Raw genomic sequence first — 12,633 nt, forward strand, 5'->3', positions numbered from 1 at the left:
CTCGATATGATGGGGGTGTACACAGGGTTAAAGCCCTAAAAACCCATCAAGGAGGCGCTCTTACTATGAAGTTTAAACAATCTCATGGTCAAAATCAACGGATAGAAAGAATTACCCCTTCTCATCTTGTCGTTGGAATCGACATGGCGAAAGAAAGACATGTGGCCCAAGCCACGAACTTTCGTGGGATCGTCCTTTCCAATCGACATCTGACCTTCAACAATGAACTAGAAGAATTCACCAAACTGGAACGTTGAATGAAGGGACTTCAGCAAAAGCATCGCCTGAATAACCTCATTATTGGTATGGAACCAACCGGACATTACTGGTTTAATCTAGCAAACTGGCTTCTAGACAAGGGAATCAACGTCGTCTTAGTGAATCCGGCAACCACCAAGCGAAACAAAGAGAATCGCGACAATACCCCTTCCAAGAGTGACCCGAAAGACGCACTGGTCATCGCCGATGTCGTCAGTCGAGGCTATTATTCGGATTACAAACGTCAAGAACAGTCCTTTCAGAGGTTGAAAACCATCATGAGTGATCGGGAGTTTTGGATCACGAACAGTGTCCGATTGCAGAATCGAATCATTCGATGGTTAGATATTCGGTTCCCAGAGTATTCTTCCGTGTTTAAAGACTGGACGTGCCAACGATCGATGGCCACGCTAAAGGAGTTTCCTACTCCAACCGACCTTAAGTCCTTAAAGGTAGAAGAAGTGATTCAACGTTGGAAAAAGCATATGAAGCGACCCAATGGTGCGACGGGTATTCAACGAGCTTCTTACCTCCTTTATGAAGCGAAACATAGCATCGGAGACACGGTAGCTCTCTATGAAGCTAAACAAGATTTACAACGGTTAGTAGAGCAGTATGAACGTATCGTTGAAATCCTAGACAAGATCGAAAAAGAGATCTTAGCTCTACTTGGTGAGATTCCTATGGCCGAGCAAATACGATCCGTTAAGGGTCTTGGACCTATCTTCACGGCAGCCATTCTAGCTGGTGCAGGTGATCTCAAACAATATGCTCATGGTCGCCAATTACTCCGAAGAGCAGGATTAAACTTGGCTGAAAGTACGTCGAGAAAGCGAAAAGGGCAGATTATTCTCTCTAAATGTGGAGATGCTACCCTTCGAAAGTATATGTATTTGGCTACGACTCAACTGGTTGCTAATAATCCAGCCTTTAAACAATGGCATGAGCATAACGTACAAAACAAGCACATGAAGAAACAACGCTCCATATTTAAATTGCTAGGAAAGTTAGCCCGAATCTTAATCGGAATCGTTCATCATGGAGAATCCTTTTGTCCAGATAAAGCTGCTCCTGTCTACGATCAGGCGGCTTAGAAAAAGATGTTCTCCTAGCTCACCTTCCCTTCGGTCAGGTTCGCTACGGAGCTACATCCTCTAATTTCACGATATTTTACCTAACGTAAATTGGCTCGTTCGCAGGATTTTACAAAGAAAGCACGGAGGACCGAGTTCGATCCTCAGAAGGGCACAGACCCGTTCGCTAAACCGTAATCGGTCTCCACACCTTGGACAGGTGTAACGAAGGAATGTAAGGGCAATGACCCGTTGAGCTGTGGGAGGGTGAACCTCCAAAGGTTATATTGTGGAGGATACGTGCAGTAAAAGATTTCCAAGGGGAATCGACATCGTTTCTTCTATTTAAATATGCCCAAATTCACCACCACCGGTTCGATCCGACTTACTTTCCATCGACTCATCTATTTCGAGGTGATGAAATCCTGCGAATGAGCGAGCATATGTGAGAAACCCCCTTAATACCGAGGGACGAGGATCGATAGTTCAATAACACAAACAAATTTAAAGAAGTCCTTCTTTTTTTGATTTTGTCTGCAAATTTTGATGTGATTACTGTATACAGGAGACTCTTTTTTTATGTGACACGTTAGTTGATGACCACTAAGGAATATTTGTCATCCTAAATAAGCTAGGAAAAATTAGGTTAATTTAAAAAGGTAATGGTAAAATATTTCGCCCATTAGCAATAGAGGAAGTGTCAATATGAATCACTACTTAACGCTAACTATTGAATTGATTTTAGGTTTTTTTGCCTTGTTTTTCCTGATGAAATTATTAGGTAAGAACCAATTTTCTCAAATTACCCCCTTCAATTTTATTTCCGCCTTGATATTAGGGGAGCTGTTAGGAAATGCCGTATATGATCATGAAGTTAAAATGACAGAGATATTGTTTGCTGTTACTTTGTGGGGTACGCTTATCTTTTCTGTGGAAAAAATTACACAAAAATATAAAGGTACGCGGAAATTTCTAGAGGGCGAGCCTAATATCGTTATCCGTAGGGGAGAGATTAAGTATGATACACTAAAAAAAAGCAATATGGATCTAAATCAATTAAAAGGTCTGATTCGACTACAAGGGTATTTTTCATTAGATCAGGTAGAATACGCCATCTTAGAAACCAATGGAATGGTTAGTGTTTTGCCGAAAAGTCAATACGCTACTCCAAGCAAGAGCGATTTTAATATGCCTATCCATCCCGTTGAATTGCCCGTGACGTTAATTATAGATGGAGAAGTGGTTTACAATAATCTAAAGGAAGCCGGTGTCGATGAACAATGGTTAAAAAGCCAATTATCGATGCAAAATATTGCGGACTACAAAGAGGTCGTTTATGCAGAGTGGCGCAATCAACAATCGCTTTATGCGGTACGGTATGATTAGGGACTCTAAATATGGTGAAGAGTCACTATATTGCGGAAGAAAATTCCCGCGGGATTAATGTTTAGCTTCGAAAACTACAAGAATAAAAGGGATGGTATAGAAACCATCCCTTTCATGTTACTTAGTGATCGAAGTCCCCTCCGGCATCCTTGTAAGGATTTGTTGTAAATGGGGCCAACAACTGGAGCGAAACCAAACGGCTTTCTATTCTGTGTTTAGTTTGCATAATAGAAGGCAAATCGTATCCATCATTTCATCAGCCCTCATGTTAACATTCATTTATTTCGTAAAGATTAATTTGATTATTAGTTCTGTCATTTCTGTTACAGCTTTTCTCAGGACAAACCAAATTGATGAAGTTTGTGTCGTGGACAAGATAAGAAATAAATACAATGTCTACTAATTTTAGATAACGTAACAAAACCATTCTTTTGTAACTCTAATAATTATTTATTAAAAAAAGAGACTTGCTTTATGAAGCAAGTCCTTGAAAATATATATTATAAGGGGGTCAATACGTGAAAACTTAACTCTATTATAACTGTAAAAGATTACAAGAATGTTACAGATCAAAAAATAGGTAATAAGTCATATCTGAAATTTTATTTATAAGATGATTTATAGAAAGAAGAGGATAGATCCCTTCCTTATTCGATAAAACCACCGCGGTTCATATGTTCCAGGGCTCTTTTCCGTTGGGTATTGGATAGATGAGTATAAAGGTTGGTGGTTTCCACCGATTCATGCCCTAGCTGATCCTTTACCAGTACAATATCTTTAGAGTTCTCGTATAGACGAGTTGCAAATGAATGGCGTAACTTATGGGCGTTTAAATTCGGTCCTGATAAGCATCCACGTATTCAATCATTTTTTGAACCCCACGCACCGTCATCCTACCGTTTCCTTTACGACCAACCTTTGATGGGACGAACAAAGGTTTAAAATCCAGGGATAAACTATATCGTTCACATCGAACTTCTAAATACTCTTCCAGGTCAATCAACGCTTGCTTATCAAAATCCACGATATCCTCTTTATTTCCTTTGCGGAGAACATTCAACCTTCGGTTGTGTCTATTGACATCATCAATATCTAAATTCACCAACTCTGAAATACGGAGACCGGATCCAAGAAAGAGGGAGAGGATAGCCACATCTCGTTCCTTGTTCATTCGATGAAATTGGATCACCCGGTTAGCTCCTCGGTCTTTTTTTGCATCTCTAGTAAGCTGTGACTCATAGAGTTTCGGGTATCCTTCTACCACAAATTGGATGAAATCCGTAAATTCATCTTTCGTATCGTTGGTTCGGAGAATTGATTTTCGATTTTTTCGGCCTTCTTTGATACCGAAACACGAACTGAAGCCATCTCCACTTTCGCCATGACATTCCTTTTGAGGTAAGGATAAAGATTCTCGTCTTCGGCAATCTGGGAAAGGTAGTGGAAGAGGCTTTTTAGGGAGGAAAGCTTACGATTCACGGTGAGATCCGCATTACGAAGGCGAATACGAAGATAGTTTTCGAATTCCGTGATATCTTTGACACGTAACTGTTCCAGTACAAGGAGAGGAATCTCCTGTATTGATTTATAGTCATGTTTCGTAAGCAACCATTCAAAGAATGTGCGATAATCGTATAGATATTCATGAATGGTCTGAGGAGAAGATTTGCCTAATTTGTGTTGGATAAATTCTTGAACATAAAAGGGAAAGGAGGGAACTTTCTCATCAATTTAATTGCTTGCCTTACTTCTGACCACATCGTTGATGTTTCAAATGTATGAATGCCGAATGTGTAGAACGCTTCAATTCTCGATTCAAAGAGAATCTAACTGCTAATGATGTCCATGTAGGTGGTGTTGAGAAAGTTAAAACCCACGTTTACCTGAACGCTATTGTCCTAGTAGCATCCGCATTGGCTATGGCGAAGACCGAAAGAAATAAGGCAGCTGCTTAAAAACGAGCTTTTTGAATGCTGCCCGTATGTCAATTTCACTTTAGTGTTATAAAGAAAAATCATTTTGGGTTTTAAGATAAAGATGTCTTCATTTTTCTTGCGGTTCAAAATCTAATTTTGAAAAAGGATCAACTAAAAAAACGTCTCTGTGGAAGTTTTCTTTAGTTAAAGTTGATGATACTCGTATAAAATTTCAATTTGTATCTCGCTCTGTCTCGAAAATTCTGGAATCATTTTCACTGTATCGTTCATGCTTAAGATTTTTACGTAAATGCGCGAACATATTGCTCCGGCTATCCGGTTTTGTCTGCAAATCAAGCACAGCATTGGCGGCCCAATAAGGATCTCTTAAAATCCCTCAGCCTATTGCTACTAGATCTGCATCCGCGTTTGCGATGATCGATTTGGCAAGAATCGGATTATCAAGCATGCCAACCGCGATCACCGGCACATCTAACGCTTGTTTGATTGCGCGTGCCAACGGCACTTGATAACCTTCATGGACATGTGGACGAGCAAATGAAGGAATGGGCCCTTCACCACCTGAGGAAACGTGAAAGATATCCACGCCTGCCTTTCGGTAACGGTGGCAAACGTCAATCATATAGTCCAAACCGCATCCCCCTTGGATATATTCGACAGCGGATACCCGTATGCAAAGAGGCATTGACTCAGGAATCACTTCTTTTACCGCTTTTATTACTTCAACGCCAAACATGGGTAGGTCCTTCCCATATTCAACCGTTCGTTGATTGGTTAATGGCGAAACAAACTGATGAATCAGGTAACCATGGGCACCGTGGATTTCAATCAAATCCACTCCTGCTGCTACAGCACGCCGGGCGGCATCTTTATATTTTTGGACCATCTCTTTTACTTCTGCTGTGGTTAATTCCCTCGGTGTTTTATATCCTTCCATAGCAATGGGGGATGGGGCAACCGGTACTTCTGCATTCTGTGATTTACGGCCAGCGTGAGCAATTTAAATCCCAATCTTTGCTTGATAGTGATGAACGGCATCAATGATGCGGGCAAAAGCAGGGATGTGTTCATCAGACCAAATCCCTAAATCCTGCTCGGTCGTGCGACCGTTTGGTTCAATATCCGTCATCTCCATAATAATTAAACCGGTTCCGCCAATCGCTCTGCTTACATAATGAATGTAGTGCCAATCATTTGCTTTTCCATCCTTGGAACGGAATATTGGCACATCGGAGGCATCACAATTCGATTTTTTAACTGTAAATCTTTTATTGTATAAGGACTAAATAGCATGTGGAGGGACTTCTTCCAAAAAAGATTGAGATAGATTGAATGCTGCTAAATATGGATTTCTAAATTAAGTATTTAGAAGAAAGTGGCAAATATTATTCATTACATGTATTATGCAATATATAAAATAATAAGAAAAGTACGTACTTTTTTTGTACTATAGGTACTTATTGGTGCCTATGCGTTTTACAGGAGGAAGTTTCAGTGGACACACCAGGGGTAGTGAAAGATAGTTTTGAAAAAAACATTGATTGTTTATTTTATAAATATTATAATAACCATGTATTAACAATTACTAAACTGGGTTTTATATTATAAAACAATTTAAGGTTTGATAGATTTAGAAATGTGAGGGTTAATATAAATCCTTTTTTCTTTATCCTTCTAACACAAAAACTTAGTTTTATAATATAAAACTAATTGAATTGAAAGCGTTATTATATTTTGATCGAAGAGTTAGATTTTAGGGAAAGGGAAGCATCCCATACCCTATTTCTATAAAAATGTCGCTTGAAGAAAAAAGGGGGAAAGAGAATTGAAAAAGTTTACGTTGAGAAGTCTTGCTGCATCTGCAACCATCCTTGGAATGTTGGCGCTTACCGCTTGTGGAGGCGGTGGAAGTAATGCTACAGGAGGAACGAATGCTGACAATAAAGGGTCCGAAACAGCAGCGCCTGCGAAAAGCGACTTTCCGAAAAAAGATGTAACGCTCATTGTACCTTATGCGGCCGGAGGGGGAACGGATTCAACCGCTCGTGCAATTGCCAAAGCAGCGGAAAAACATCTCGGACAACCGATTGTAGTCGTGAATAAGACGGGTGGGGGCGGAGCCGTAGGATTTGCAGAAGGTGCAAACGCCAAAAAGGATGGTTATACCGTTACGATGGTAACCGTAGAATTGACAACGCTTCCTCATCTAGGACGTTCGCCTGTCACTTATGAAAATTTCAAGCCGATCGCACAACTTAACTTTGACCCGGCAGCCATTACCGTTCGAGCGGATGCTCCTTGGAAAACGGTGCAAGAGTTCCTTGATTATGCCGAGGCAAATCCTTCTAAAGTCAAGGTGGGGAATTCGGGAGCAGGTTCAATCTGGCATTTAGCGGCTGCTGCTATCGAAAAGGATGCTGGAATTAAATTTAATCACGTTCCATTCGACGGAGCAGCTCCTGCGGTGACGGCCCTTCTAGGTGGCCATATTGACGCTGTGCCAGTCAGCCCTGCCGAGGTAAAGGCCAATGTAGAATCCGGGAAATTAAGAACGCTGGCGATTGTCGATGCAAAACAATCCGAAGCATTGCCAGGAATCAAGACATTGGAAGAGGAAACAGGCATCAAAACCCTTTATGTAGGTCCTTGGAGAGGTCTAGTCGTTCCAAAGGATACGCCAGATGATGTGGTGAAGGTATTAACCGACGCATTTATGAAGGGTGCTGAAGAGCAAGAGTTTAAAGATTACATGAAGAAAAATGGCCTTGGTTTAGTGATTAAGGATTCCAAAGGTTTTGAGAGTCTCATGAAAGAAGCCCATGAAGCATTTGGGAAGATCATTCCGGAGTTAGGAATTAAGAAATAAGGCTGAAGGCTGAGTTTACTCAGCCTTGTTTTTTCCAGGTGAAACTTGGTATTGATACAGTAGATTAGGGAGGATGTAACATGAGCAAACCTATCGTTTTTGTTCCGAATCGGGTCCCGGAAAAAGTTATTCGCTACCTCGAAGAATATTGTGAAGTAGACTATCGGGATGTTGAAGAGATGCTTCCTGAACAAGAGTTCATCGAGGGGCTTCAACGAGCGGATGGGTTAATGATCTATTCTCGCCAGAAAATTCGTTCTTCCATACTCGATCATGCCGCTGGCCTAAAGGTAGTTAGTAATATCGCGGTCGGTTATGACAACTTAGACCTCCAAGAATTGACAAAGCGAGGCATTATGGCTACCAATACGCCTGAGGTATTGACCGAAACCACGGCGGATCTCACCTTCAGCATTTTGATGGCAGCAGCCAGACGAGTGACCGAAGCCGATCAGTTCGTAAAAAAAGGACAGTGGGAAGGATGGCTGCCCAGTTTAATGTTAGGTAAAGATGTCTATGGGGCTACGATTGGGATTATCGGGATGGGAAGGATTGGGGAAGCGGTCGCCCGTCGGGCTAAAGGGTTCGATATGAACATTCTTTACTATAATCGCTCACGAAAGCCGGAAGCCGAGGCTAAATTAGGGGCTGCCTATGCATCTTTAGATGAACTCTTGCAACGTTCCGATTATGTGGTGGTTTTGGTTCCTCTAGGACCGGAATCTAATAGATTGATAGGCGAGCGTGAGTTGGGGTTCATGAAGAACGATGCTATCTTGGTTAACGCTTCACGGGGGGCAACGGTAGACGAGCAGGCCTTGATTCGCGCTTTACAGGAAGGTCGGATCGCAGGTGCAGCCCTTGACGTTTTTGAAAAAGAGCCGGTCGATAAAAACAATCCTTTGCTGACCATGCCCAATGTGGTTACCTTACCTCACATTGGAAGCGCTACGTCGGAAACACGCTTAAAGATGGCGATGAAAGCCGCTGAGAATATGGTAGCCGGCCTGTCAGGGAAAAAACCAGTGAATCTGGTTAATCCGGAGGTCGTTGCGGTATTGGAAGCAAATTAGCGCAAAAGGATGTGTTGAGGTGAAAAACGCGGGATTTTGGACGGGTATTGTCATCCTTGGATTTGCTGGAGTGATCTTTTGGCAGTCCCTACTTTTAGATTATTATACGGGTCTTGGTCCGGGACCTGGTTTACTTCCGTTATGGCTAAGCGGGGGATTAATTATTCTTGCACTGATTTATATTTGGGAATGTGTGAGTAAAGAAGTGGTTATTTTTGCGGATGTCCTTCCGAAAGGAAAGGGATTAAGAAACCTTCTGTTTTACTCAGGGTCTTTGTTAATCTTTATGCTGATAGTGAACTTCACAGGATTTATCATAGCGGGTACCGTCCTGCTCTTTATTGTGTTGGCCAGGGAATACAAATGGTATTTAGGATTGGGAATTTCAGTGGGAGTGTCAGTCGTGCTGTTTGTCATCTTCCAAACACTCTTAGGAATACCTTTGCCTGTCAATGCATTCGGTTGGTAAGGAGGAGAAAAAATGGAGTCACTAGGGCAATTGCTTCACGGTTTTGAGACAGCGCTTACGTGGTATAATTTACTCTATTGTTTAATTGGAGTTACCTTCGGAATGCTTGTAGGAGTTCTGCCGGGATTAGGCCCAACGACGGGTACGGCTCTTTTGCTTCCGATCACCTTTGGGATGGAACCTGTATCGGCCATTATTATGTTATCCGGTATCTATTATGGTTCGATGTATGGCGGAACGATCACGTCCGTGTTAATTAATACGCCGGGTGAACCGGCTTCGGTCATCACTTGTCTAGATGGGCATCCATTGGCTAAACAAGGAAGAGCGGGTACTGCGTTAGGGGTGGCCGGGCTGGGATCCTTCATTGGCGGAACGATTTCCATTATCGGTCTGGCTTTTATCGGTCCTCCATTGGCTGAGTTTGCCTTGCGATTTGGCCCGCCGGAGTTTTTTGCGCTCATGGTGCTAGGGCTGATCATGGTGATTGGTCTTATGGGCAAGTCCTTGGTACGCGGCATGATCTCAGCGATCATGGGGTTGACCTTATCCTTGGTTGGAATGGATCCCGTTTCGGGAGCCGTCCGTTTCACATTTGGAGAGCCCCATATGATGGGTGGATTGGATTTTGTCACGATTGCTATGGGGCTGTTCGGTCTATCCGAAATTTTAATCGGTGTCGAAAATATGATGAATGCCGAGAAACCACCCAAAGTGAAGGGGTTATTGCCTAAAAGGGAAGAATGGAATCCTACCTTAAAAGCCATCGGGAGAGGTACGGGTTTAGGTTTTCTAATCGGGTTGATCCCGGGAACGAACTCCGTTATTCCAGCGATTCTTTCCTACTCTTTGGAAAAAAAGCTAGCCAAGGATCCATCACGCTTTGGAAACGGTGCGGTTGAAGGGGTGGCAGGTCCGGAAACAGCGAACAATTCTTATTGTGGTGCTGCGCTGATACCCCTGTTAACATTAGGGATTCCGAGTTCTCCAACGATCGCGATCATTTTAGGAGCTTTCATGATGCATGGACTAACACCGGGTCCAGCTTTGTTCCAGAGTAATCCGGATTTTGTGTGGGCCGTGATTGCCAGTATGTTTATCGGGAACACGATTCTATTAGTCATGAACTTGCCTATGGCAGGGTGGTGGGCCAAAATTGCGCTGATCCCACCGAAATTACTTTATCCGATCATCCTCATAATTTCCGTATTGGGAGCCTACACGGTGAGCAACAGCCTTTGGGATGTCGGATTGATGTTTATATTTGGTATCGTAGGCTATGTTATGAAAAAAATGGACATCCCGATGGCTCCTATTGTGCTGACCTTCGTGTTAGGAAAGTTAATCGAGAGTTCCCTATTGCAGTCGCTCGTTTTATTCCAAGGCAGCCTTTTGGGATTTTTCGAAAGGCCCATTTCAATGGCTTTACTAAGTATTTCGTTTGTTATTCTTGTCGTTAGTATCATAGCTGGTTTCACGAAAAAGAGAGGGATTCTTGCCAGCGACGTTGAGATGTAACCATTTCCTAAACTTACGGATGAAAAGGAGAATAAAATGATTTCGATTGTAACGGGTGGAGCATCGGGACTGGGACTTGCTGTAGTGAAACGGTTTGCTCAAAAGGGATACACGGTTGCCATGATCGATATCTCTCACGAAAATGGAAAACTCCAGGAATCGATTTTAAGAGATGATGGATACGATGTTCATTTTTATCAGGGGGATGTTACCCAACAAGACCAAGTCTTGGAAGTTACTAAGCAAATCTTCGATAAAAATGAAAACATTCATATTCTCGTGAATGCAGCAGGGATTATTCGGAGAACACCTCATGTGAATGTCAAGGACCAAGAATTAAAAATGGTACTTGATGTGAACTTGAATGGTACCATTTACATGTGTCAAGCGGTTCATCCGTATATGGACAAAGGTGGTCAAGGTGCCATTGTTAATTTTTCCTCTATGTTAGCCCATTATGGCAGCAAAAACCTGCTATCTTATGCTGCTTCCAAGGGCGGAATAGTTCAAATAACCAAGTGTTTAGCGGTTGATTGGGCGGAAAACAACATTCGTGTAAACGCAGTCAGCCCGGGGTATATTGAAACGCCTTTATCATCAGGTGCCACGAAGGACCCAGTATTTAATGAAAGAATTCTTTCTAGAACTCCGCAAAGAAGATATGGAAAACCCGAAGAGGTTGCAGCTGCGATTGATTTTTTATGCTCAGCAGAAGCAAGTTTTATCACAGGAGTCGTATTACCGATTGATGGTGGTCTGCTTGCTGGAGACCCATCCTTATTCCCGCCAGCGTAAAAAAATATTTATAAAAAAATGGAGGAAACCACCTATGTTAAATTTACTTAATGAATTCACTAAACAAGTTGGTCTTCCCGACCAAGCGATTGATATTAATGATATTCCTTGGGTTCCTCAGTCTGAACGCTCATGGTTTAAACCCGTTCGTTTTGATCTTTCTACAGGAAGATGGATTAATTTGCTTAAAATTTTGCCAGGTGGAAAGGTTAATCGTCATCGTCATACGGGTGGTCAGGTCATGGCTTATACACTCCAAGGGGAGTGGCGTTATTTGGAAAGAACATGGGTCGCTAAGCCTGGCACATTTGTATATGAACCACCAGGAGATATTCATACCCTTGTCGTCGACGGGGATGAAGAGATGATCACGCTATTTATTTTAGAAGGAAGTATTCAATATCTAGATGATGAAGATCAGATCATTTATCAGGATGACGTGTTTACCAAGCTAAAACTTTATCAGGATTTCTGCGAACAGCATAAGATCCCTATGAAAAATTTACTTTACTAAACTTGAATCCCTTTTAGATGTTGAAAAAATATGAGCAGGATGTACTGATTTAAGAGATCTACTAGGATGGTAGTTTATGATCCCTTTCCGGCCGGACGATTTTGTCTGGCCAGTTTTATTAGAACGGAGGGAAAAGACATGAGCATATTAATCGATTTTATCGGGAAGAAATCCTTGCCTGTTGTCAATGAAGTGGAAAAAGGAGCTGTACGCAAATTTGCCGAGGCGATCACCTTTGAACCCATCAGTCGCTTGCAGCTTATTTAAATATGCCGGTGCCTCCGGGGATTTTAATCCGATTCATATGATGGATGAAGAGGCCTTCAAAGCCGGTCTACCCGGAGTTATCGCCCACGGATTGCTAACCATGGGGTTGATCGCCAGGCTTTTTTCTCCGTATATCGATCGGGGGATGTTCCGGGAATTTTCCCTTCGGTTTCACAGAAAAGTATTTATCGGACATCAACTCATGGCCCGAGCTGTTTGGAAGTCGAAAGCGGAAGAAGTGAAGGGAGTTCTTCATGTTTTTGAGGTTTTTGCTGAAAATCAGCATCATCAAGTGGTAGCCAAAGGCAAATTGACTTTTTTGATCTATATTAATTTTTAAATATTTTGTATTGACTTAATTTTATTAATTATATAATATAAAATCATAGATTATATATAATCATTTAAATTTAATAGTTTAGATATCATCCATTACATTTTCCCCAGGATCATTCAATCGACCAAATTCCTTTTATG

12 protein-coding genes and 2 pseudogenes are annotated in these 12,633 nt (G+C 42.0%); 10 read left to right on the forward strand and 4 right to left on the reverse strand.

From position 1 onward, the window contains the following. Positions 1-65: 65 nt before the first annotated feature. Together ABLT31_RS13695 and ABLT31_RS13700 are read left to right on the forward strand one after the other, a co-directional pair. Positions 66-1,352: pseudogene (locus ABLT31_RS13695) on the forward strand (IS110 family RNA-guided transposase). A 684-nt stretch (positions 1,353-2,036) separates the two neighbouring features. Next, positions 2,037-2,717 carry a YetF domain-containing protein gene (locus tag ABLT31_RS13700; RefSeq protein WP_367752432.1) on the forward strand — a complete coding sequence of 227 codons (681 nt, stop codon included), beginning with the start codon at positions 2,037-2,039 and terminating at the stop codon, positions 2,715-2,717. A gap of 647 nt (positions 2,718-3,364) precedes the next feature. On the opposite strand, the gene ABLT31_RS13705 is transcribed toward ABLT31_RS13700, so the two are convergent. The 4 genes and pseudogenes from ABLT31_RS13705 to ABLT31_RS13720 form a co-directional block, all read right to left on the reverse strand. Then, positions 3,365-3,577 (reverse strand): tyrosine-type recombinase/integrase, encoded by a 213-nt coding sequence (locus tag ABLT31_RS13705; RefSeq protein ID WP_367752941.1) that lies wholly within the window; start codon positions 3,575-3,577, stop codon positions 3,365-3,367. Then, positions 3,547-3,906, reverse strand: a complete 360-nt coding sequence (locus ABLT31_RS13710) for a tyrosine-type recombinase/integrase (protein ID WP_367752434.1) — start codon at positions 3,904-3,906, stop codon at positions 3,547-3,549. The genes ABLT31_RS13705 and ABLT31_RS13710 overlap by 31 nt, the downstream gene beginning before the upstream one ends. Before the next feature lie 68 nt (positions 3,907-3,974). Next, a complete protein-coding gene (locus ABLT31_RS13715; protein WP_367752436.1) occupies positions 3,975-4,325 on the reverse strand; it encodes a site-specific integrase in 351 nt (116 codons plus the stop codon). A gap of 610 nt (positions 4,326-4,935) precedes the next feature. Beyond that, a pseudogene (locus tag ABLT31_RS13720) lies at positions 4,936-5,947 on the reverse strand (oxidoreductase). Positions 5,948-6,479: 532 nt separating this feature from the next. Between ABLT31_RS13720 and ABLT31_RS13725 the strand changes: the two are divergent. The 8 genes from ABLT31_RS13725 (at position 6,480) to ABLT31_RS13760 (ending at position 12,496) form a co-directional block, all read left to right on the forward strand. Next, positions 6,480-7,520 (forward strand): tripartite tricarboxylate transporter substrate binding protein, encoded by a 1,041-nt coding sequence (locus ABLT31_RS13725; protein WP_367752438.1) that lies wholly within the window; start codon positions 6,480-6,482, stop codon positions 7,518-7,520. An 80-nt stretch (positions 7,521-7,600) separates the two neighbouring features. Further along, positions 7,601-8,593, forward strand: a complete 993-nt coding sequence (locus ABLT31_RS13730) for a 2-hydroxyacid dehydrogenase (protein WP_367752440.1) — start codon at positions 7,601-7,603, stop codon at positions 8,591-8,593. A gap of 19 nt (positions 8,594-8,612) precedes the next feature. After that, entirely contained in the window at positions 8,613-9,062 is a 450-nt protein-coding gene (locus tag ABLT31_RS13735; protein WP_367752442.1) for a tripartite tricarboxylate transporter TctB family protein, read from the forward strand. A gap of 12 nt (positions 9,063-9,074) precedes the next feature. Further along, entirely contained in the window at positions 9,075-10,580 is a 1,506-nt protein-coding gene (locus tag ABLT31_RS13740) for a tripartite tricarboxylate transporter permease (protein ID WP_367752444.1), read from the forward strand. 36 nt (positions 10,581-10,616) lie between these two features. Continuing rightward, entirely contained in the window at positions 10,617-11,375 is a 759-nt protein-coding gene (locus ABLT31_RS13745) for an SDR family NAD(P)-dependent oxidoreductase (RefSeq protein ID WP_367752446.1), read from the forward strand. A gap of 34 nt (positions 11,376-11,409) precedes the next feature. Further along, positions 11,410-11,889: a 2,4'-dihydroxyacetophenone dioxygenase family protein gene (locus ABLT31_RS13750; protein ID WP_367752448.1), complete on the forward strand. Its 480-nt coding sequence runs from the start codon at positions 11,410-11,412 to the stop codon at positions 11,887-11,889. A 138-nt stretch (positions 11,890-12,027) separates the two neighbouring features. Beyond that, entirely contained in the window at positions 12,028-12,156 is a 129-nt protein-coding gene (locus ABLT31_RS13755) for a hypothetical protein (RefSeq protein WP_367752450.1), read from the forward strand. Beyond that, positions 12,125-12,496: a MaoC/PaaZ C-terminal domain-containing protein gene (locus tag ABLT31_RS13760; protein WP_367752452.1), complete on the forward strand. Its 372-nt coding sequence runs from the start codon at positions 12,125-12,127 to the stop codon at positions 12,494-12,496. Before ABLT31_RS13755 ends, ABLT31_RS13760 begins: the two co-directional genes overlap by 32 nt. Positions 12,497-12,633 lie beyond the last annotated feature (137 nt).

The organism is Ammoniphilus soli, from assembly GCF_040813775.1.